This is a genomic window from Microbacterium sp. 18062, assembly GCF_902706225.1.
GTDB lineage: Bacteria > Actinomycetota > Actinomycetes > Actinomycetales > Microbacteriaceae > Microbacterium.
Map to the genome: position 1 here is coordinate 60,077 of NZ_CACSKB010000010.1, position 22,040 is coordinate 82,116.

The 22,040-nt window shown below is 67.3% G+C and carries 19 protein-coding genes and 1 tRNA gene; 13 read left to right on the forward strand and 7 right to left on the reverse strand.

Annotated elements, in window-relative coordinates; genetic code table 11:
* Positions 1-16: 16 nt before the first annotated feature.
* From GVL03_RS05695 to rsfS, 5 genes are read left to right on the forward strand one after another with little or no spacing between them, the layout of a single operon-like run.
* Positions 17-1,276 (forward strand): glutamate-5-semialdehyde dehydrogenase, encoded by a 1,260-nt coding sequence (locus tag GVL03_RS05695; protein WP_159500022.1) that lies wholly within the window; start codon positions 17-19, stop codon positions 1,274-1,276.
* Positions 1,277-1,329: 53 nt separating this feature from the next.
* Positions 1,330-1,560 carry a hypothetical protein gene (locus GVL03_RS05700; protein ID WP_159500023.1) on the forward strand — a complete coding sequence of 77 codons (231 nt, stop codon included), beginning with the start codon at positions 1,330-1,332 and terminating at the stop codon, positions 1,558-1,560.
* Between the two features lie 11 nt (positions 1,561-1,571).
* Positions 1,572-2,168, forward strand: coding sequence for a nicotinate-nucleotide adenylyltransferase (nadD, locus tag GVL03_RS05705; RefSeq protein WP_159500024.1), 597 nt, complete (start codon positions 1,572-1,574; stop codon positions 2,166-2,168).
* Entirely contained in the window at positions 2,165-3,145 is a 981-nt protein-coding gene (locus GVL03_RS05710) for a hypothetical protein (protein WP_159500025.1), read from the forward strand. The genes nadD and GVL03_RS05710 overlap by 4 nt, the downstream gene beginning before the upstream one ends.
* Complete coding sequence (gene rsfS / locus GVL03_RS05715; RefSeq protein ID WP_159500026.1) at positions 3,142-3,519, forward strand: ribosome silencing factor; 378 nt, start codon at positions 3,142-3,144, stop codon at positions 3,517-3,519. Before GVL03_RS05710 ends, rsfS begins: the two co-directional genes overlap by 4 nt.
* A gap of 4 nt (positions 3,520-3,523) precedes the next feature.
* Here rsfS and GVL03_RS05720 read toward each other — a convergent pair whose 3' ends face one another.
* On the reverse strand, positions 3,524-3,949 hold the full coding sequence (locus GVL03_RS05720; RefSeq protein ID WP_159500027.1) for a VOC family protein: 426 nt from the start codon (positions 3,947-3,949) through the stop codon (positions 3,524-3,526).
* Positions 3,950-4,068: 119 nt separating this feature from the next.
* Between GVL03_RS05720 and GVL03_RS05725 the strand changes: the two genes are divergently transcribed.
* The 4 genes from GVL03_RS05725 to GVL03_RS05740 all read left to right on the forward strand — a co-directional run bounded on the left by GVL03_RS05725 (position 4,069) and on the right by GVL03_RS05740 (position 8,294).
* A tRNA-Ala gene (locus tag GVL03_RS05725) sits at positions 4,069-4,141 on the forward strand.
* 161 nt (positions 4,142-4,302) lie between these two features.
* On the forward strand, positions 4,303-4,539 hold the full coding sequence (locus GVL03_RS05730) for an AlpA family transcriptional regulator (protein WP_159500028.1): 237 nt from the start codon (positions 4,303-4,305) through the stop codon (positions 4,537-4,539).
* Positions 4,540-4,713: 174 nt separating this feature from the next.
* Positions 4,714-6,678, forward strand: coding sequence for a prolyl oligopeptidase family serine peptidase (locus GVL03_RS05735; protein ID WP_159500029.1), 1,965 nt, complete (start codon positions 4,714-4,716; stop codon positions 6,676-6,678).
* Between the two features lie 2 nt (positions 6,679-6,680).
* The gene (locus tag GVL03_RS05740) at positions 6,681-8,294 is read left to right on the forward strand and encodes a DUF885 family protein (RefSeq protein ID WP_235038035.1); all 1,614 of its coding nucleotides are present in this window, start codon (positions 6,681-6,683) and stop codon (positions 8,292-8,294) included.
* A gap of 129 nt (positions 8,295-8,423) precedes the next feature.
* Here GVL03_RS05740 and GVL03_RS05745 read toward each other — a convergent pair whose 3' ends face one another.
* Positions 8,424-9,644: a CdaR family transcriptional regulator gene (locus tag GVL03_RS05745; protein ID WP_159500031.1), complete on the reverse strand. Its 1,221-nt coding sequence runs from the start codon at positions 9,642-9,644 to the stop codon at positions 8,424-8,426.
* Between the two features lie 547 nt (positions 9,645-10,191).
* Here GVL03_RS05745 and GVL03_RS22710 point away from each other — a divergent pair.
* Complete coding sequence (locus tag GVL03_RS22710; RefSeq protein ID WP_159500032.1) at positions 10,192-10,935, forward strand: ATP-binding cassette domain-containing protein; 744 nt, start codon at positions 10,192-10,194, stop codon at positions 10,933-10,935.
* Here the strand turns inward: GVL03_RS22710 and solA are convergent.
* The 5 genes from solA to GVL03_RS05775 all read right to left on the reverse strand — a co-directional run bounded on the left by solA (position 10,835) and on the right by GVL03_RS05775 (position 20,270).
* Positions 10,835-12,178: an N-methyl-L-tryptophan oxidase gene (solA, locus tag GVL03_RS05755; RefSeq protein ID WP_159500033.1), complete on the reverse strand. Its 1,344-nt coding sequence runs from the start codon at positions 12,176-12,178 to the stop codon at positions 10,835-10,837. The genes GVL03_RS22710 and solA overlap by 101 nt on opposite strands.
* A 191-nt stretch (positions 12,179-12,369) precedes the next feature.
* Positions 12,370-14,361, reverse strand: a complete 1,992-nt coding sequence (locus tag GVL03_RS05760) for a S9 family peptidase (protein WP_159500034.1) — start codon at positions 14,359-14,361, stop codon at positions 12,370-12,372.
* 214 nt (positions 14,362-14,575) lie between these two features.
* Complete coding sequence (locus GVL03_RS05765; protein WP_159500035.1) at positions 14,576-16,768, reverse strand: prolyl oligopeptidase family serine peptidase; 2,193 nt, start codon at positions 16,766-16,768, stop codon at positions 14,576-14,578.
* Positions 16,765-18,489: a DUF885 family protein gene (locus tag GVL03_RS05770; protein ID WP_159500036.1), complete on the reverse strand. Its 1,725-nt coding sequence runs from the start codon at positions 18,487-18,489 to the stop codon at positions 16,765-16,767. The genes GVL03_RS05765 and GVL03_RS05770 overlap by 4 nt, the downstream gene beginning before the upstream one ends.
* A gap of 254 nt (positions 18,490-18,743) precedes the next feature.
* The gene (locus GVL03_RS05775) at positions 18,744-20,270 is read right to left on the reverse strand and encodes an MFS transporter (protein ID WP_159500037.1); all 1,527 of its coding nucleotides are present in this window, start codon (positions 20,268-20,270) and stop codon (positions 18,744-18,746) included.
* A gap of 127 nt (positions 20,271-20,397) precedes the next feature.
* Between GVL03_RS05775 and GVL03_RS22255 the strand changes: the two genes are divergently transcribed.
* From GVL03_RS22255 to GVL03_RS22260, 3 genes are all read left to right on the forward strand, one after another.
* On the forward strand, positions 20,398-20,601 hold the full coding sequence (locus GVL03_RS22255) for a CopG family transcriptional regulator (RefSeq protein ID WP_159500052.1): 204 nt from the start codon (positions 20,398-20,400) through the stop codon (positions 20,599-20,601).
* Positions 20,602-20,876: 275 nt separating this feature from the next.
* Positions 20,877-21,044 carry a hypothetical protein gene (locus GVL03_RS05785; protein ID WP_159500038.1) on the forward strand — a complete coding sequence of 56 codons (168 nt, stop codon included), beginning with the start codon at positions 20,877-20,879 and terminating at the stop codon, positions 21,042-21,044.
* Positions 21,045-21,256: 212 nt separating this feature from the next.
* Positions 21,257-22,030, forward strand: coding sequence for a glycosyltransferase family 2 protein (locus GVL03_RS22260; RefSeq protein WP_159500039.1), 774 nt, complete (start codon positions 21,257-21,259; stop codon positions 22,028-22,030).
* Positions 22,031-22,040 lie beyond the last annotated feature (10 nt).

Genomic DNA, 22,040 nt, shown 5'->3' on the forward strand with positions numbered 1-22,040 from the left:
TCGGTAGACTGACGCGATGACGATCGCGACGACGACGGCCCGTGAGCGGATGCTGCTGGCCAAGGACGCGGCACGGCAGATCGCGCTGCTGGACGACGGCCGCAAGAGCCGGGTGCTGAGAGCCCTCGCCGACGCGATCGAGGCAGCCGCGGACGACATCGTCGCCGCCAACGGGGAAGACCTTGCCCGCGGTCGTGCATCGGGGCTGTCCGTGGCGCTGCAGGATCGCCTGACGCTCGACGTCGGCCGTGTCGCGGCGCTGGCCGCCGCCGTGCGCGACGTCGCGGCGCTGCCGGATCCGGTCGGACGGGTGCTCGAGGAACGCATACTCGAGAACGGTCTGCAGCTGACGAAGATCGCGGTGCCCTTCGGGCTCGTGGGATCGATCTACGAGGCACGCCCGAACGTGACGGTCGACATCGCCGCGCTGGCGTTGCGCTCCGGCAACGCCGTCGTGCTCCGCGGGGGCACCGCGGCGGAGCTCAGCAATGCGGCGCTCGTGCGCGCGATGCGCGGTGCACTGGCTGCCGAGGGCGTGAGCCCGGAGGCCGTCCAGACGCTCGACGAGTTCGGCCGCGAGGGTGCGAAGGAGCTCATGCAGGCGCGCGGCATCGTGGACGTGCTCGTGCCGCGGGGAAGCGCTCAGCTGATCGAGACCGTCGTCACCTCCTCGAGCGTTCCGGTCATCGAGACCGGCGCAGGCGTCGTGCACGTCTACCTCGATGAGAGCGCGCCGCTCGATCGCGCCCGCGACATCGTCGTGAATGCGAAGGCTCAGCGCCCCAGTGTCTGCAACGCGGCCGAGACGGTGCTCGTGCACGCCGCCGCCGCGAATCGCATCGTGGCACCCGTCGTCGAGGCGTTGCAGGCCGCCGGCGTCACCGTCCACGGCGACGAGACGGTGGCGCAGCTGGCGCGCGACGTCGTGCCGGCGGACGAGACCGACTGGGCGACGGAGTACCTCAGTCTCGACATCGCGATGCGGGTCGTCGACGATCTGGATGCGGCACTCGACCACATCCGCACCTACTCGACGCAGCACACCGAGTCCATCATCGCCGACGACGACGCGGCGATCGATCGCTTCCTCGCGGAGGTCGACTCGGCGGTCGTCATGGCCAACGCCTCCACCCGCTTCACTGACGGAGGCGAGTTCGGTTTCGGTGCCGAGGTGGGCATCTCCACTCAGAAGCTGCATGCCCGTGGGCCGATGGGGCTGCGGGAGCTCACGAGCAGCAAGTGGGTCGTGCGCGGTGCCGGTCAGGTGCGGGGCTGAGCGGCTAGACTGGGCGGACGCGGATGCGCACCGCTGATTCGAACGGAGACCCGATGATCCTTGCCACGACCCTCGCCCTCGTTGCCGAGGAGGCCGAGCATCACGGCAACGTCGCGCTCGAGACCTTCGGCTACGGCGTCGTCGCCTTCGTGGTCTTCTCGGCCCTAGGCCTCGTCACGCTGTCCTACCGCAACGTGGCCAACCGTCACGCGCACAAGGCGGAGGCATACGCGAAGAAGCACGCGGCCGACCTTCAGTCCACCGGTCACGGACACGGCCACTGACGGTCTCCCCGATGACCGCGGGTCGCGCTCCGCGCATCGGTGTGATGGGCGGAACGTTCGACCCCATCCATCACGGCCACCTGGTCGCCGCCAGTGAGGTGGCGGCGTCGTTCGACCTCGACGAGGTCATCTTCGTCCCCACGGGCCAGCCCTGGCAGAAGTCGGCGGTGTCGCCGAGCGAGGACCGCTATCTGATGGCGGTGATCGCCACGGCCTCGAACCCCGACTTCTCCGTCAGCCGTGTGGACATGGACCGGTCCGGTCCCACCTACACGATCGACACGCTGCGCGATCTGAAGGCGCAGCGTCCGGATGCGGACCTCTTCTTCATCACCGGAGCGGACGCCGTGGCGCAGATTCTCAGCTGGAGGGACCATGATGAGTTGTGGGACCTCGCCCACTTCGTCGCCGTATCCCGTCCCGGGCACCCGCTGACGGCGGCCGGCCTGCCGGATGACGATGTCAGTCTGCTCGAGATCCCCGCCCTGGCGATCTCCTCCACGGACTGTCGAAACCGGGTCCGCAACGGGCAACCGGTGTGGTATCTCGTCCCCGATGGCGTCGTCCAGTACATTGCGAAGCACCACCTCTACCGGAGCAAGGCATGAGCAACCCCGACCAGCCCAGCAATCCGCCGTTGACCCGGCGTCAGCTGCGCGAGATCCGCAACACCGGATCCACACCGATCGTCCCCTCAGAAACGGAGGCGACGGCCGAGCCGGAACCTGCGGCGCCCCGGCCCGTGCCGACGCCGCTTCCGCACGTCGCGGCGCGGTCTGCCGTCCCGCCCGCGCCGCAGCCGGATGCGAGCGTCGACCTCGGCGTGTCCGCTCTCACCCGTCGGCAGGCGCGTGAGCAGGAGCGCATCCGCACCGCGTCGATCCCCGTCATCAGCCCGGATGCGCCGGTACGCGCGACGCCGCCGGCTGCTGCGGCCGAGCCCGATGTCTCGGTGGAGTCGACGAAGCACGAGGGCCTGGCGTCGCTCTTCGCGCCGGCGGACGATGAGCATCCGGCGCACCACACGCCTCTGATCGCGGCGGAAGCGGCGCTCGGCGACGCCGATGACGACGAGGCGGCGACGACCGTGTCGCCGCAGCTGGGCTCCGCCCTCCTCGACGGTCGTGCACCGCAGGTGGAACCGCCGCCGTCGTTCGATCATCTGCTCACGCGTGAGAGCGCGTCGACGGGATCGGTGCTCACCCCGAATGCGCTGATCCTCTCGCAGACGCCCACAGGAGGCTCGTTGACGTCGCCGATCACGGCGACGGGCGAGGTTCTCATCACCGGCACGTTCGAGCTGCCCGAGGGCCTCGGCTCCCGCGGTCACGCGGCAGGCACGACGGATGGCAAGGAGGCGGATGCGGTCCTCGTCGACGGCGAGCTTCCTGCGTCGTCGTCGCCGACCCCGATCGCCGCGAGCGCCGCGATCAGCACGGTTCGTACCGCGGATGAGATCATCCGCCCCCCGGCGCCCGAGAAGGGCAGCCGGCTCATGCTCACCCTGGCGATCACCGCCGGGGCCCTCGCGCTCGCCCTCGTGGGAGTGCTCATCCTCGCCGTGGCGACAGGAGTTTTCTCATGACGGCCTCATCAGCGGGTATCGACGCACTGCAGATCGCCGCGCGCGCGGCGGATTCCAAGGGCGGCGAAGACCTCGTCGCTCTCGACGTGTCGGAGCCCCTTCCGCTCGTCGACATCTTCCTGCTCGTCACCGGTCGCAACGAGCGCAACGTCGCCGCGATCGCCGACGAGATCGAGGAGCAGCTGCTCCTGTCGGGAGTGAAGCGTCTGCGCCGCGAGGGGCGGCAGGAGTCGCGATGGATCCTGCTCGACTTCGGCGATCTCGTCGTGCATGTCTTCCACGAGGAAGAGCGGGTCTTCTACGGCCTCGAGCGCCTCTGGAAGGACTGCCCGACGGTGCCGATCGAGCTGCCCGAGCGCGCGACGACCGACTGATCGGTCACTGCAGACAGAATTCGTTCCCCTCGGGATCCTGCATCTGGTAATAGATCTCGGGCCAGGCGCCCCAGGTCTGGTCGACCAGGCGTACGACGGTGGCGCCGAGGGCGACGAGGCGGTCGCGTTCGGCATCGAGCTCCTCGCGCGACGGACGTCGTCCCGGGGTGGCGTTGATATCGAGATGGATGCGGTTACGCCCCTTCTTCGGTGCGACCGCGTGGTGGAAGTACAGGCGCGGTCCCTGTCCCTCCGGATCCTCCGCGAGCCCACGCCGGGCAAGGTCCTCGTCGGTCAGCCCCGCCGCCATCTGCTGTTCGCGCAGGTCGCCCTCCCACTCGAGCCGCGGGTATCCGAACACGTCGGCCCAGAAGTGCGACAGGCGGCGCGGATCGTCCGCGTAGAACGTGATGTTGCCGAGTCGGACCATGGGAATCTCCGTCCAGATCGCGTCCCACGGTACCGACACGCGCGGCGTTCGGCACCGGTTTCGAGCAGCGCCGCCGGATGTTGTACGCTAGGGGGGTTGCCCCGCGAGGGGTGCGGTGAGGGCCTGTGGCGCAGCTGGTAGCGCACCTGCATGGCATGCAGGGGGTCAGGGGTTCGAGTCCCCTCAGGTCCACGATAAACACCTGATCAGACGGTCATTCCGCCATCCCGAACCGGGAGGACGGAATGGCCGTTCGACATTTATTCGACACTTCGTCGCACCGCATCGAGGAGGCCGGGATGGCTCTCGGCGCGGATCGAGTCGGCGGGGGAGTGTCTGGGCACCTCTCGTGCATGACGGACGAGACCCCGCCGCTGGACGGCCTGGAGCCGGTGCTGTCGCTCGCAGAGCTTGCGGCGCGGCTGGGCGTGCCGGTGCAGACGCTGTACGACCTGCGCAGCCAGGGCCGCGGTCCGCGCGCGTTCCGCGTCGGGCGGCACCTGAAAGTCCGTGCCCGCGAGGTCGACGCATGGCTGTCCCGGCCGGAAGCCGCCGACGACGCCACATGCGCTGACGGGAGCGAGTGGTGAGAGGCGGGCGGCCGCGCACGCCGATCGGCGCGTACGGGGAGATCGGGGTGCGCCGCCGGGGACGGGGCCCGTCGTCGCGACCTGGATGAGGGTCGACAATCGTGCCAACCGGAGAGTGGGGATTTCGACGGATGTCTGGCGCAACGGCATCGCACGCGTGATCCCATGGGAGCTATGGACCTTCGTGACGACGAATTCCCAGAGACCATCGCTTGGCAGGAGAACGCCAACGCAGCCGCGGCGGAGTACTTGAGCACACTGTACGGTCGCGACGATATGCAACGCCGCATCGCCGCATTGCTGACCGACACCCGCCAGGCGCCGGTCGTGGGCAGAGGCGGCCGCTGGTTCCAGCAGGTCGTGTTGAACACTGCCGACCAGGAACCGGTTGTTGCTGTGCGAGACCGTCCTTCCGGCGAGCCACGCGTGCTGGTCGATCCGAATGCGCTGAGCGTCGAGCGCGGCAAGCAGGTCACCGTCCTGGCTGTGGTGCCGTCGCCCGACGGTTCGACGCTCGCCTGCACCGTCATGGAGGCGGGGGCTGAGGTCTTCGAGCTCTTGCTCATCGACGTGGAGACCGGCGAGTCTCTGCCGGATCGAATCCCATGGAACGTCGCCAACCTGACGTGGTTACCGGACTCATCCGGGTTCTGGTGCACGACGCGCGCGGTGATCGACGGGGAGTACCGCGTCCCGCTCCATCGGCACCTTCTCGGCACCGAACTCACCGCACCGATCCTCACGCCGCCCGACACCGTGGACGCGACCGTCGTCGTGTCGGCGGACGGCGAGCACGTGGCGCTTCGTACAGGCAACACCGAGCAGCGAATGGACTGGATCATTCGGGACGGTGCACTTCATCCTTTTCTGCTCGGTCTTCCCGGCAGCTTCGCCGGTGCATTCGATCTCGACGACCTGATCGCGATCACCGATCACGAGGCTCCGCGTGGACGGTTGGTGCGTATCCCCGTCGCGACCGCAGGCGACACCTCGACCTGGACCGAACTGCTTGCCGAATCCGACCACGTCCTTCGTCAGGTCGCGGTCGTCGGTGGAACGATTGTGCTTGGATCCCTCCGAGAGGCGTCGTGCGAGCTTCGGCTCCTTGACGGTTCGGGCACGGTAGTCGAAGAGGTCGACCTCGGTGCTCCCGGTGCCATCGGTTCGGTCGCGTTCGGCGCCTCGCACCCCTCGTTGCCCATGTTCATCGTCGGTGACGACGAGATCTCGTTCGTCCGCTCCACGTTCGACTCGTCGTGGAGCGTATACCGCTATGCCGTCACCGAGCGACGTCTCGAGGTTCTCACCGCCCCGACGATCGAGGTCGACGGCTTCGTCGTGTCCACGAGAAGCGCGGTCTCGAGCGACGGGGCCATCGTCCCTGCGCACGTGGTCCATCGCGCGGACCTTGATGTCTCCGTTCCCCAGCCCACTCTGATATACGGCTACGGCGGATTCAACATCTCAAATCTGCCGTCCTTCACCGGTTCCTGGACGGCGTGGGTCGAGGCCGGTGGTGTCTTCGTCCTCGCGCATCTGCGTGGAAACAGCGAGTACGGCTCGGACTGGTGGCGGCAAGGGCGACGCGAGGTCAAGCAGCAGACCTTCGATGATCTCTACGCCGTCGCCGAGGAGCTGATCGCATCCGGTATGACGACGCCCGGGCAACTCGCCGTCCGCGGGGAGAGCAACGGCGGTCTTCTGACAGGAGCCGCTATCGTGCAACGCCCCGACCTGTGGGCGGGAGTTTCCAGCGACGTGCCGATCCTCGACCTGCTCGGATACGAGCACGACCCATTCACCTACGCGATCGGCAAAGACGAGTATGGGGATCCTCGAGTTCCCGCAGAGGCCGAGTGGCTCCGTCGGATCAGTCCTGTACACAATGTAGAGGCCGCGTCCTATCCCGCCGTCCTGGTGACCGCTGGCGCCAATGATCCTCGTTGCCCCACGTGGCACTCGCGAGTCTTCGTCGACCTTCTTCAGCAGGCACAGAGCGGAGAGGCGCCGATCCTGCTCAGGGTCTATGAGGACCAGGGTCATGGAGCGGCCGGGCTCAGCGACCGCTCCGCGAAGGAGGCCGACTGGCTGACATTCGTCGCCACTGCCACCGGCCTGGACGTCCGGTCGGAGTCGTGAGCATGACGCAGATCCGAGCCCTCGCGGACCGTGCATACACACAGCTGATCGAGGCCGATCCGTCGATCAGGGCGCGCCAGGGTCTTCCCGTTGACACGCTGATCCTCGCATCCGAATCGATGTGGCAGCAGGATGCCGAGCTTGCGCGCCGCATTCTCGCCGGGCTCTCCGTAGCGGAACCGAACGACGAAGATGACCGACGCACCCACGGGTACCTCGAGCATGTACTCGGCTTGTACACCGAGCGAGCAGATCACCAGGACATCGGTTTCACCATCACGCCGTACCAGATGTACGAGTTCACGGCCTGTCTGGGGTTCGCGTTCGCCGACTTCTCGGGAACCCCCAACGGATACCTCTCACTCGCCGCCGACTATCGTGACGGAGTCCGCCGCTTGCAGGCACGGCTCGAACGTCAGCGAGAGATCGGAATCCTGGTACCGCGTCCTGCCCTCGGCAGTGTGCGACGCGCACTCGCTGCGACTCGATCCGCCGCTGTCTCCACGATCGCCGGATCGGCGCCCATCTCGGCGCGCGACGCGCCCGTTTTGGCCGAGATCGGAGCGGCCTTCGATTCCCTGCTCGATATGTTGGGGGAAGACTACTGGGCGGCGGCCACCGACGAGCTCGGACTGAGCTTCCAACCAGGCGGCGAGGAATACTACCGATCGCTGGTACGTAGCCACACCGCCAGCGACCTCACTCCCGAGGAATTGCATCATGTGGGACTCGAACAGGTGGCCGAGCTCGCCGAGAAGATGGCCGAGCTGCGCAGCCGCATGGGTGTCCACGGCACCGAGCAGGAGTTCCACGCCCACCTGGCGACCGACTCCAGGGTCCACGCGACCGAGCCCGCCGAGGTGGAGGCACTCTTCCGCAGGCACATGGCCGACCTTGAGCCGCTCATCGGCGACTATTTCTCAGTACTGCCCGTGGCGCCGTACGACGTCGCACGTCTGGACCCCGCCTATGAGGCGGGTATAACCTACGGATACTACGAGCCGCCGAACGGCACGGACCCGGTGGGCCGATATCGATGGAACGGTGCCGACCTCGAGAACAAGTCGCTGCTGACATACGCCGCGATCATCTTCCACGAACTCGCCCCTGGACATCACTTTCATCTGGCCAGGCAGGCTGAGAATCCGGCGCTGCCGGCGATTCGTCGCGAGGCCCTGCTCGGAGCGTTCAACGAAGGCTGGGCGGAGTATGCCTCCGGCCTCGGGTGGGAGATGGGTCTGTATGCGGACCCGCTCGACGCCTACGGCCGACTTGTCCACGAACGATTCACCGCCCAGCGACTCGTCGTCGACACAGGGCTCAACCTGTACGGCTGGTCGCGTGACCAGGCGGCCGCCTTCATGCGGGCGAACACCACCGACTCCGATGATCAGGTCGCCAGCGAGGTGCTGCGCTACGGGACGGACATGCCCGGTCAGGCGCTCGCATACCGCGCAGGCTATCTCGAGCTCACGCGGCTTCGAGGCAAGGCCGAGAGTGCTTTCGGCAACGACTTCGACCTCAGAGACTTCCACGAGCACATCCTCGCTCCCGGCGCACTGCCGTTTCCGGTGATCGATGCCAGCATCGACAGGATCGCGTCCGGCAAAGCCTGATTCTTCGGGTACGATCTTTGTCCTCCCTCCGAACGCAAAAGGAAGCAGCACCGCACCGGGGACGCTTCGAACGCCGAAGTAAGCGGTCGGACACGTCGACGCGTATTCGCGGCATCTGTAGGCACGTGCTCAGGGAGCCGGTATCTCCAGGTCCACGAGTCGTGCGATCTTCAGGCCGAGATGGGCGACGAGCCGATCGTCGCCGTTGGACAGATCGAGACCTGTCAGCTCCTGAATACGACGCAGACGGTAGTAGAGGCTCGTGCGGTGGGCGAAGAGGCGTTCGGATGCGGCCTTCACATCGCCCGCGCTGTCCAGAAAGGTCTCGAGGGTCTGGACAAGCGAATCCGAACGAGATCCCTGTTCCATGAGCACGCGCAGGCCGGGATGGAGCATCGAACGCAGCGCGCTCTCGGGCACCTGGTCGAGCAGCTCATAGACGCCGAGACGCTCCACCGGAGTGACCGGGTCGAGCGATTGCACCCTCCGGCGGATGCGGATTGCGCGCAGCGCTTCGTCGTACGAGGACGTGACCTCCGCAAGGTCGGTGCGCGACCGCCCGATTGCGACCCAGCAACCATCTGCATCCGATGCGGTGAGGACGGCATCGCGTAAGGAGATCCCCAGGCCGACGAGGTCCTCGCGTCCCGAAGGCCCCAGAGGCTCTGCAGCGATCAGGACAGCGTGATTGGGTCTTTCGAGGGCGAGCAAGCTCTGCGGTGCCCGTCTGCTCCGGATCGTAGCCAGCGCGGAGGCAAGCGCAAGCTGGTCACCTTCGGTTGCACGCCCGTCGGCGCGGTCAATCTCGGCGACGAGCACGGCATGCGAGCCCGCGGGGGTGAACAGTCTTTCTTCGATGATCTCGACGGCAGCCGCGACACGCCTGGTGCCGACACTGTCGAACAACTGCTCGATAAGCTCACGCTCATGATCGCTCACACGTCCGGCTTGGAGGTAGTCGCGGTGCATGATGAGCGCGGCTTCAGAGGCGGCTTCACGCGCCGCATCGTAATGCTCTCCCTCCACGGGCCCCTCGGATGCGAGAAGCCAGACGAAGCCCAGGAGTGCGCCCTGATACATGATGGGGTGGCCGATCCTGCCGTCGTCCAGCCCGAGATCCTCCCGTGGCGTAATGATGTAGAGGCCGGTGGCGTCGTCATAACACGTATAGACATGCTCGAAGACCTCTTTCGGCACAGCCCGGCGGAGGATCGACTCGGCGCGAACCCTGTCCACCTCGCCCCGGTGGGCACTGTGTGCGAGCAACCGAAGACGAGCATCGTCGATCGCCGCTGATCGCCCCAGCCGTTCGGCAAGGCTCTCCGCAATGCGTTGAAGGGAAGAGGCCACTCCCCGATACTAGCTTCGCGAAATGTTCCCGCCCGGGGTGCCGTTGTCAAGCCCCGGTCTCGCCCGGTGCGTGACACGGTCGAACCTGCCACACCGGTCTCCACGCATGTCGGGCCTTTGTGACAAATGCACAGCGCGGCCCACGCGACAGTGTGGTTCATCGGCAAGTCGATCCCCTTGAGGGACCAACCGACCCCGATCTAGACGCTTGCACTCACCCACACAGCAACAGGAATTTAACGCGCGAGAAATGAGCGACGCCGCCTCTGTCAGGGAGCGGCTCATGAACGAAAGGACACGGCGATCAACGTCACAATCGCACCGCGAGGTCACGACCGCCTAAGCCCGCACAAGCGTTTCACACCTATCCCGTTTCTCGCCGTCGCCGCACTCGCGCTCGCCGCTCCGCCGGATGAGACCCGCCCGAAGCAGCGCGTGTGCGCGGATCGACGACATCCGCGACGACCTCCAGCGCGAGATCGGGAAAGGGCCGCAAGCGAGTCCCCAACCAGAGATCCACGCAACCCCCTACTCGTAGCCGTCGACGGTGTACGAGCTGGGAGCCGGAGAATCGCTTGGGATCGTAGGTGAGACGGGGTCCGGAAAGAGCACAATCGCCCGGATCTTGCTCGGCTCGGACACCGCCGACGCGGGACGGATCACGTTCGGAGGTCTCGACCTATCGGCGTATCGCGCTCTGCGCCCCCGCGAGCGGCGAGAGGCACGCAGGAGAGTTCAGATGGTCTTCCAGGACCCCTATTCGTCGCTCAACCCCGCGCGCACCGTCGGCGGTGTCCTGACCGAGGTCCTGCACATCGCCGGGCGTGATGAGCGTACGGACGGCGTGGCGGAGATCCTCTCGCAGGTCGGGCTTCCTGTCGAGTATGCGACGCGGCTCCCTTCGGATCTGTCGGGCGATATTCTTGATCACCCGCGCTCTCGCGATGGTCAGGCAGATGACCGAGATGCTCATCTTCTTGCGCGGGGAGAGATCGTCGAGGCGGTCCGGGAGACCCGCGGCGACGCCGACCCGGTGAGGGAGCCTTTCACCGGCTCGGATGCCGGGGTGAGCCGCTGGGCGGCTATGAGCGCGGGTTCAGTCGGGTCACGCAGGCATGTGCCGGTCGAACCGTGGTTCGACGCGCGTGAGGAAGTCGGTCAGTGTCGAGCAGCTCACGGCCGCGATACCTTCAGGACCCGGCGGCGGCGGGGATCGCCTCGTGGTCCTGGGCGCCCAGGCGGAATGTGGGCACGAACTCGGGATCGACGATCGCTGGCCGCGTCAGGCTGAACGGCGTGATGTCGTGAGCGGTGTCGCCGTGTGTGGTGAGGTCGGCGAGGATCTTCCCGACGAGGCTCGCGAATTTACCGGCGTGTCCGGCGCCGTTGAAGACGGCGACGTGCGGATGACCCGGGACCGTGTCCAGGACGAAGTCGCGGTCGGCAGGCATGTCATACACACAGGTCTTGCTCGAGAGCAGCGGTCCGGCAGCGCCGGGAAGATACTTCGCGAGGAAGGCTTGGAGGAGACGCGGCTCCTCGCTGTCGCCCTGGAAGACACGCTCGTCGCTGGTGATGAAGTGTCCACGCATGTCGCGCGCGATCTTGACCGCGGCCTCGCCGTAGACGGGGAACCCGTAATGGATCTCCGAGCCGTGGTGGATCCAGATCGGGAAGCGGTCGGGCGTGAAGTCAGTCAGCCGGGGCGCTGAGAAGTAACCCACCTGCTCCTGTGAGAGCGTGAGGCGGAAGTTCAGCCCGAGATCGGGCATCAGATCACCGAGCCATGAGGCGGCGGCGACCACGAGGTTGTCGGCGTGGATCTCGCCGTCGATCGTCGTGACGGCGACGCCGTCGTCGTGAACGTTGATCGACACTGCCCTCGTGTGAGGACGGAACTCCACGCCGTTCGCGATAGCGAGCGATGTGTGCGCTGAGACCGACTTACGGATGTCAAGGATTCCACCGTCAGCTTGGTACACGCCGAGGGTGTCGTCGGGGACACGCCATTGCGGATACCGCTCACGAATCTCGTCGGCCGTCAAGTTCTCATACTCGATCGAGGCAGCATCCATCGCGGCCTTGTACTCGTCGATCTCTCCCGCTCCGGGGCTGCCGGCTGCCGCAAGGTCGATGCCTCCCGTTCGCAAGTAGATAGGGAGACCGGAGCGTTCTTCGATATGAGCCCATGCGTCGAACATGGCGCTTGTAAGCCTTGTGTAGTCGTCACGGTGGTATGCCCGTCGGATCAAGCGCGAGTGGTCGCCGGAGGATCCGAGCGTGTTAATGAGATCGAACTGCTCGATGACGACGACACGCTCGGCACCGGCCCTGGAGAGCCAGTAGGCAGCAGCTGAGCCGATCGCGCCTGCGCCGATGACGATATGCGAGTATCCCTTGCTCATGCTTCCTCCTGCTTCGCGTGTCCTAGAGCTACATTCGCTGGTCGGATGTCCGTGATTCGACAACGTTGTGTGCGAGATCGGGGCGTCGTTTTCGACAGGTGTCGCATCCGCTGCCGCAGAGTCGCCCACCGATGACAGATATCGCGATCCGGCACCGTTCGTTTCGGCAGATGGCGGAATCACCCCAGGCCGATCGGTCTCACGTCCATGTTGCCGACGTTGATTCTTGCGGCGGGGCACTCGTTGTCAGGAGCCTCCGCCGGGCCAGGGGCGCGACAGCTGACAGCATCCTGCCGAGAGGCGCGACCATGCGATATCCGTCAGGGTCGACGACCGCCGACGGCGGCCGGCATGTGTCGTTCGAACCAGTCCAGCACGCGGGTCGCGAAGTCGATGTAGGCGGGGAACGCCCGCACACCATGGCCTTCCTGTGGGTAGATCGCGAGACTCGACTCCACCCCGTGGTTCAAGAGCGCCTGGTGGAACTCCCGCGCTTGTCCGGGTGGAGTGCACCGGTCGAGCCCGCCCGCGATGTTGAGGCATGGCGTACGGACCTTGCTCGCCTGGAACACGGGGCTGCGCAAGTGCGCCTTGTTGCCGGGTACCTCGGGATCGGCGTCGAGGAACAGCTGGTCGAAGTAGGGGATGTTGCTCGTGAAGTGCTGGCTGTACCAGTCGGTGACGGGGGAGATGGGGACAGATGCCGCCCAGCGCTGGTCTTGTGTCGTCAGCCAGCTCGACATGAAGCCACCATACGAGCCTCCGGTGAGGCCGATGCGATCGGGATCAGCGATGCCACGAGCGATCATCGCATCGACTCCGGAGGTGAAGTCCCATGTGTCGGCACCGCCCATCTCGCCGAACACCTCTTGCGCGAACTCCTGGCCGCGCCCCGAGCTGCCTCGAGGGTTCGGGTTGAGGACCGCATACCCGCGCGAGACGAACAGCGGCGTCGTCGCGTAGAACATCGACCATGAGTTGCGGAACCCCCAGACCGGCCCGCCGTGGACGTTGACGATGAGCGGGAATGGACCCTCGCCGGGAGGCGTACAGAGCAGCCCCTCGATACGCTTCCCGTCTGGAGCATCCCACATCACGGTCCGGGCGGTGCCCGACACGTCGAGGACGTAATCCGTCCCCGCGTTGGCGATCGTCTGCAGCACCCGGGGCTCGCCGCCGTCGGCGGGGAGAACCACGATCCGGTGCGGCTGCGCGTAGCCCTCCTCGATGATGATGGCGTCGCCTGCGGCGGTCCACGCAGCCTCGGGATAGCGGAAGCCGCAGCTTGTGTCGGTGCTCGCCCACCGCTCGGTCGTCTCGCCGCTGCGTGCGTCGTGCACGGCTACGACGGTCTCGAGGCCGCGGATGCCGACGATGCCCAGCCGATCCTCGTCGATCCAACTCGTCGCGGTGACGTCCACCTTGAGGGTGTCGACGCGGTCGAGACCCTCGGCGCTGCCGACGAGGAGATCACCCGCGACTACCCACCGATCCGAGCAGACCGCTTCGACGACCGCAACGCGCCGCCCCGACGGGGACGCGGACGGCCACCCGAGCTGCACTGCCGGCCGGTAGATGGTCGTGATCTCGCCCGAGCGGTCGATCTTCACGAGCGTGGCCGTGTACCAGGCGCCCTCCTGCGGCGCGTCCGATATCACGGCGAGTACGGCATCCCTCCCAAGCCATGCCGACTCCCACACGTTGACGCCTTCGGGCGACCAACGGATCAGTGTGCGCGAGGCAAGGTCGAACACGAAGACCGAGCGCCACGCATCGTCCGAGGCGCCGTCATCCGTGGAGGGGAACCAGACGGGCACGTCCGCATCGACGGCTTTCGTCGTGCCGCTTCCCTGGCCGCCCGAGAGATCCGCGCCTCGACCGGCGACGCCCAGGAGCACCGCCGAGCCGTCCGGCGCCCACGCGAGGTACTCGACGGTGCCGGGAGCCTCGGGCGCGACCAGGCGATCTCCGCTCCCGGAGGCGTCGGTCACGACGAGCTGGAACACGCCCTCCTCGGTCGCATCGGTCAACACGGCGAGGCGGGCGCCGTCGGGCGAGAAACGCGGAGTGGCGGATGACGGACCCCCAGCCTCCACCGAACTCAACTCCCGCTCGCTCGCGATGTATGCACGTCGCCGCGCGAGACCTTCCAGCTCGTCATACACGAACCCCGTGACCGCGACGATCGATCCGTCGGCATTCGTGCTCGGCTCGAGGAGACGGTGCGGCGACCCGAATGCGGGTTCGTGGATGCGGCGGAAGTGCTGCTCCACATCGTTCCACGTGTCGGTGCCGCGGAGGTCTTGTGTCATCGGGTTTCCTCTCGTGTGGTCATCGGGGGATCGTCATCGAGGCGGCGGCGCGCGCCGTCCAGTAGCAGCGCCACGCCTTGACTGAGTGCTTCTCGCAGGCGGCGATCGGTCTCGTCGGAGCTGCCAGCGGCGGACCCGAGCTTAGGCAGTCCGCGCGTGCCGATCCGGCTGGTGGCGTACGCTGCCGTCGACGTGCGCTACCCGGAGGTACGAGTCAACCGGGCACGAACCCGGCGGGCGGCTTCTCATCCAGCAGGCTCCTCACGAAGTGGTCCCAAAAGGTCATGCGCGCATACGGGCCGACCGTGTAGTGGTTCACGCCCGGCCAGATCTTGAAGTCGAAGCGCTTTCCGGCGCGGATGAGCGCATCGGCGAGGGCGTAGGAATGGTCGACCGTGGCGTTCTCGTCGATCTCGCCGCACGCGATCAGCAGGTCGCCGGCGAGCCGGTCCACGAGGTGCACGTTGCCCAGCTCGGTGTACTCGGCGCTGTCGCGATCAACGCTGTCGCCGAGGTGCCAGTCCCACAGACCGTGGGGCATCTTCTTCGCGACGTGCACGCCCGCACTGCTGACGGCAGTCTGGTAGAAGTCTGGGAACATCAGCAGCATCCGCACGGAGTTGTAGCCGCCGTACGAATGGCCCACAACCCCGACGCGGTCGAGATCGAGCTGCGGATGCCGGCGCGCGAGCTCTGAGATCGCCGTCACGTGATCCTCGAGCCCGCGAGGTGTGTGGAAGTGCTGGAACGTCCACTGTCGGAACTCGCGGTCACGACCCGGCGTGCCGCGTGCGTCGAGCATGACGGCGGCGAATCCGAGGGCGCTGTAGGCGGGGAGGTAGATCTGGCGGGCGGAGAGCTTCGTGCCGCCGAGGAAGGCGTGTGGCGCATGCGTCGTCTGGAAGCCGCCGTAGACGTCCTCGATGATCGGGATGCTCGTCGGGTCGATCGGATCCTCGGGCAGCGTCAACACACCCCACAGGTCGGTGACGCCGTCATTCGCCGTGACGCGGAACGCCTGCGGCACGACGTAGCCGGCGTCGAGCAGCGGCCGGATGTCGGTGCGCTCGAGCTCCATGACGATCCGGCCGCTCTCATCGGCATCGCGCAGCAGGATGACCGGCGGGTCGCTCACGGTCGACTGATGGTCGATGAAGAACCGTCCGCTCGGGCTGATGCTCTGCACGGGCGCCTTGCCCTGCCCGAACACGATGTGGAAGAACTGCGGCTCGGGAGCGATGAGCTCGTGGTCGGCGGGCTCGGGCGTGAGCAGTCGCTGGGTGCCGCCGTCGATACCGGCGCGGTAGACCCGCCGCCAGTATGGGCTGCCGTCGTCTTCCGCGGTGCCGGCGAGGTAGGTGACCTCGCGGGCACCGACGTCGAGACGGAGGATGTCGCGCACGACGAGCTCGCCGTCGGTCACGCGATTGCGGCACTCGCCCGTCGCGAGGTCGTAGAGGTAGAGGTGCCCCCAGCCGTCGCGCTGGGAGAAGAGCAGGGCTTCACCGGTCTCGGGCAGCACGCACACGAGCGGAAGGCTGTAGAGGAACTGGTTCGGCTCGTAGAGTGGTCCCTCATCCAGGACGAGTACGTCTCGCCGCTGCCCCGTCCTGGTGTCCACCTCGACGAGGGCAGCGCGTGAACCGCCCTGGCGATGGTGGAGCAGGTAGAGATGAGACTCATCGCTCGACCAGGTGATCTCGCTGCTGCCGTTGACCATGAGCTGCGAGATGAGGCCATCCGCGGCATCCACCGCCACGCTCTCGCCCGTGTCGAGATCGATGATGCGGCATTCGAACGCAGGTGGGTCGCCCTCATCGTCGAGCTGCACGGGCCACGCGTGCACGAGCGGGCGGGCCTCACCCGAGGGCGGGACGTTCTCGACCATGTGCTTGACCGCCATGCCCCGCTCGTCGGGGCGGAGGGTGATCACCCGGCGGCCCGACGGGGAGTGGACCGTGCCAGAGGGTGGCAGGTCGAGGGCCATGCGGCGGAACGGCACGACCATGTTGTTGTCGGACGACAGCTCGCCCCACGCGAAGCCGGGCTCTCCGTCGAACGTCAGCTGCGTCTCGTCGTCGTCGCTGTCGACGAGCCAGAGGTTGTGGTCGCGCCGGCGCAGTCCGCGGCCGTCGGGTCCTTCGAGAACGCCTGGCCTCGTGTGCGGGGTCGATCCCTGCACGCCGAGTCCCGCGAGCGTGGATGCCACGGCACGGGTCTCGGCGACGGGATCTACGAGCACGTACTCCTCGCCGCTCTCGGTCTGTCTGCGGTACCAGAACGCATCGCCTGCCCCCGTCCACTCGGGGGTGACGCGACGGTTGCGCATGAGGTCAGGGAGCTTCTCGGGCGCGAGCGCCGCCGCCCGCCGATATCTCGCGAGCATCGTCGGCGGAGCCGCGCTCACGCGAGCTCGCTTCGCACGTAGTCCGCGACGATGGGGAGCGGCAGACCCGCCGCACGGAGCACGGCGTCGTGGAAGTCGGCGATGCGGAAGTCGTCGCTCTTCGTCGCCCGCAGGTCCTCCCGCAGCTCAAAGAGGAAGTCATCGCCGAGCTTGTAGGCGAGGGCCTGCGCCGGCAGGTCGCATGAGTACCGCAGGGTCTCGGAGTCGATCTCGGTCGCGCCCATGAAGGAGTGCTCCCGCATATAGTCACGACCGCGTTCGAGGCTCCAGCCGAGGGCGTTCATTGCGGTGTCGACGACGAGCCGCGACGTGAGGAACGCCTCCATCATGAGCCGACCGAACCGCTCCTGCGGCGTGCGGTACATGCCGATCTCGCCGGCGAAACGCGCCGCGTACTCGGCCCAGCCCTCCGTGAAGGCCGTCGCCTCCGCGTGCTGCCGGAGCGGGTGCACATCGGTCGTCTCGCGCTGCAGTGCGAACTGGAGGTGGTGTCCGGGCACGAGCTCGTGGTAGTTGAGCGCGGCGATGTTCGCGAGCGACGTCTCCGATAGGTTCGCACCGTTGAAGCGATACACGCCTCGATCCTGATGGGTTTGGGGTGGCGCGTAGTAGCCGAACGTCATCGACTTCTCGACGGCAGCCGGAAGCGGCTCGACGCCGTAGCCGGCCTCGGGCAGTCTGCCGAAGTAGTTCTCGGCCTCCGGGGCGAACCGGTCGATGTACCGCTGGAAGTGCGCCGCGATGCCCTCGTCCGTCGTCGCGCACCACTCAGGGTCTTCCGCCAGGGCGGCGAGATATTCGGCGGACGATCCCGCGAAGCCCACCTCGGCGAGCAACTCGCGCATCTCGCTCTCGATGCGCGCCATGCGCGCGACCCCGCGCTCGTGCACCTCTTGCGCAGACAGCTCGAGGGTCGTGTGCATCCGGACGAGCTCGGCGTAGATGCTGTCCCCGCCTGGGTAGCTGCCGATGCCCACGCTGTCGGGCGCGCTCGCCGCGTACGCGGGATCGCTCAGCAGGGCGACGAGCTCGTCGTAGGCGGGTTCGACGAGCGACGCGACGCGCGCGTCGATGCGGTCTCGGTCGGCCACGGACACGGTGTCTGCCGACCGCTCGGCCACTGCGCAAAGCGCCGTGACGCCCCCGGATTTCAAGCCGGCGACGAGGGCGACCGCGCTCTCGAGCTGCTGCGCGGGCATGTGGATCCCGCGTTCGGCCTGTCCGCTCGTGCGTTCGGTGAACTGTCGGATGAGGCGCGCGTAGTCGTTGATGAGGTCGAGGTGCTGCGCGACATCCGCCTCATCCGTCAGCGAGACGACGGTGAGCGCCTGATGAACGTGGGTGAGCAGGAACCCGCCGGAATACGCGGAAGGAGCGAACATCGAGAAGAAGCCGACACCCATCGGGTCGAACGCGAGCCAGTACCAGTCCTTCTCGCGCGACCAGCCGGCGGCGAGGTGGCGCGCGACAGAGAGCGAGAGCGCGACATCGGCGGGGAGATCGGAGGCGTCGATCCCGTCGATGCGGGCGACCAGGTCCGCGCCCGCGAGGGAACGCTCTTCGATGGCGGCGAACCCGACGTCTGGCAGCTCGATACGGCCGTCGGGCTCGCTGTCGACGAGCAGCGCGTGCGAGACGATCTGCCACACCTCGTCGATCGCTGTGCGCGCGCTCACCTCGTCCGCGCGGACGGTGCCGGTGTCGGTGGTGTGCTGATCCATGCTCCTCCTCCTGCGCAGCCCGTGCACGGACGCTCGTTGCAGTGCATCCGCTTCTTGCAGCGCGTCGCTCCGACTAACGCTAGGCGGGAGCGACGCGCTGCGTCATCGCCACTCAGTCGCCGGGGTGGCCGAAGGTTTTCGACAACTGTCGAAAATACTCAGCGCTCGACATGGTGAGGTGCGCGATCCGTGGCCCGGTCGCAGCGACGAGCCTCGCGCGGCGGGGCGATTCGTCGCGATGAGGGGGATGCCGGTCATGAGTCCGTCTGCTTCGTGTCGTCGGCGCGTGGGCCCAGCGCATCCGCCGGGGTTGTGGCATCCGTCGCGATCGACGGCGTGCCCGTGAGCGGTTCAGCCGCCGCTTCGGCTGCGTCGCGGGCGGCGAGCTTGATCTGGATCTCGGAGACCTTGGCGCGATTGAGCGGGTAGTTCCAGATGATCGCGGCAGCGGCGAGCAACCCGAGAGCGGGCGCGAGTGCGAAACCGATCTTGATGCCGATGACGGCAGACATGGTCTGCGTCGCACTCGTCGCGTCGAAGCCGAACGCGCCGACGAGCGCAAGTCCGATCGCGGCCGACACGCCCTGGAGCGACTTCTGCAGGAACGCGAACATCGAACCGTACAGTCCGCCGTGGTCCCGACCTGTGTGGAGGCGGCCGTAGTCGACGATGTCAGCCGACATCGTGTACACCGCGACCGTTCCCGCGAGGACCAGCGTGACCACCGGGTAGAGCATGAAGCAGATGGCGGCGGACGCGTGGCCGGGCGACACGAGCGCGAGCGACGCGCAGGCGAGTCCGCCCAGGACCAGGGCGACGGCCCAGACGCGGTGCCGTTCGAAGCGGCCCGACAGCGCGGTCCAGATGGGGATGCCGAGGATGGCGGTCAGGAGCGCGATTCCGAGGATCGCGGGAAGCTGAGCACCCAAACCCAAGTACGTGTCCATGTACAGGTACACCAGGCCTCCCGACATCCCGGTGAGGAGATTGACGGGGAGGAACGCGGCCAGGAGTCGCAGGAGCGGCGGGTTCGTGCGGATCGACGCCCATAGCTCACGCCAGCGCATCCGCGTGCCGGGCTCGGCGATCTGGGGCGGAAGCAAGGGGTCGCGGTTGGGTACACGCAGAATCAGCACCAGGGAGGCGAGCGGAAGTGCCACGACACAGATGATCGCGGCGAGACCGAGGCTGTCGAAGTTCAGCTCGGTCGTGTCCGACACGCCCACTTGCATCGCCAGCAGCGGAATGAGGAAGAAGAGCAGCTGCCCAAAAACCTGCCCCATTCCGCGCCATCCCTGTACGCGGGCGCGCTGCTTGTAGTCGCTGGTGAGCACATAGCTCCACGCCTGCAGCGGGATCTCGATGATCTTCCAGCCGAGGTATGTCACCGCCATCCAGATCCCGAAATACCATACGTCGACGTCACCCGGTGGGCGTAGAAGGAACCAGATGCCCACGACCGACAGCGCGGTGCCCGCGATGAGCCAGCTCCGCCGTGACCCCGTCCGTGCGTACGTTCGATCCGAGAGCGAGCCGATGAGCGGATAGGTGACTGCGTCGAACACCTTCGTCAGCAGCAGCGCCAGGGCAAGCGAGCCGAGCGAGATGCCCGCGTGCTCGGCGTACACGCCCTGGATGAGGCCCTCGGGTCCGTGCATGACACCGAGGACGATCGTCGGCAGCGTGAACGAGATGAGTAGCCCGTGCTTGAGCGGCTTCGTCCCGGGCTCGACCGGGTCGGGCTCGGCGTGCTGCCAACTGCGCTTCAGACGGTTCGGCATGCGGCCTCCTGGCTCGATGATCGCGATCAGCGTAGGCGCCGGTGCGTTTCGCACGCCACGCCTACCGGTGGAAGTGCGATACAGCCGGTTCGACTCATGTCGAAAGGGCACCTGCCGTCAGGCCGGCATACTGCGCGGTGAGGCCGAGGCCGGGTACGACATCGCGGCGCTGAAGAAGCGCGGGCGCGGGCGGCCTGGCCGCGGCGCTGAGCCGTCGCAGGTCATCGCGTTGCGCCTCACCGCAGACGAGATAGCCGCTCTTGATGCTCGAGCGGGCCGGGAGGGGAAGTCTCGCTCTGAGGTGATCCGCGAGGCCTTGGCATCGGCGTGAGAGTTCACCCGTCGGCGTTGAAGCACGGGATCGATCCCGAGGACGTGATCCAGGCCGCGACGTGGGCGACCTGGATCGAGGACCTTGAAGACGACAGCCCAGCGTCAGAGGTGTTCGACTCCGCCTCCTTGGCTCCGCGACGACCCCGGCAAGCCCCGAATCTGCCAAACCAGCAGACTCGCCGACACCCCGCCTTGTTCCCACACGGCTTCCAGCCGCTCGACCGGGCGTGGCGTTCGTCGATGGTGAGCGGCTCCTCGTCGTGAACTCCACCGATGAATGGCACGTGCAGACCGTCGGCGGGACGGGGACCCGCCACAGCGGAGGACATCGCGGCTGTCGCGGCGACCCTGCGCCCGATGACGCTCGGGGAGGTCGAGGTGCACCTCGTGGAGCGGTATCGGGGTGTCGACACCCCCATCCTGGAGACGCCCGGTCTGTGACCGGCATCGCCGGCGCGCGTGAGCGGTGTGCGTCGGACGGAGCGATGCCCGTACCGGCCACGGCGCGGCGGCGCGGTCTCGTGCTCGTGCGGCGGCGCTACGCTGGTGGCGTGACCCATGGGCTGTGCCGCGGTGCCGCCTATGGGTGAGCGCGTGACGATCCGTGCGGTCGCCCGCGCGAGGACGGTCTTCCGCCGACGGGGAACACGCGGATGGTGAGGGTGCGCGAGGCGGACACGGTGGCGGTGGTCATCCCCGTGCGTGACGACGCGGTTCTTCTCCACCGGTGCCTCACGGCGTTGACTCTGCAGGATCGACGCCCCGGGGAGATCGTGGTGGTCGACAACGGCAGCAGCGACGACAGCGCCGCCGTCGCGGCGCGTTTCGGGGCGCGAGTCGTGTCGGTGCCGATCGCCGGCATTCCGCGGGCCGCATCGGCCGGCTACGACGCAGCCCGTGGCGACGTGATCGCGCGCCTGGACGCCGACTCCGTTCCACGGGAGGACTGGATCGCCCGGATCGAGGACGCGTTCGCCGGCGACCCCGGCCTCGACTTCCTCACCGGCGAGGCGATCTTCTACGGGGCGTGTCCGCTCGTGCACTGGATCGGACGCCACCTCTACATCGGCGGGATGTATGCGGTCCTGACCCCGGCGCTCGGGCATCCGCCGCTGTTCGGCTCCAACATGGCGATGCGCGCGGACGCCTGGCGATCCGTGCGGGACGGGATGCACCGTTCCCGCCGGGACATCCACGACGACCTCGAGCTCTCGTTCCTGGTCGCGCCCGACATGACGGTCAGGCGCGACCGCGATCTCGTCGTCGGGGTATCCTCGCGGCCTTTCGCGACGTGGGCGGCGCTGAAGCGCCGACTGTCGTGGGTGCTGCCGACGGTGCGCCTGCACTGGCCTGCCCAGGCGCCGTGGAACCGCCGAGCGGAGAGGCGCCGCGCGGCGGGTCGTCGGCGCGCGCGAAGTGATCGATGAGATCCAGGCA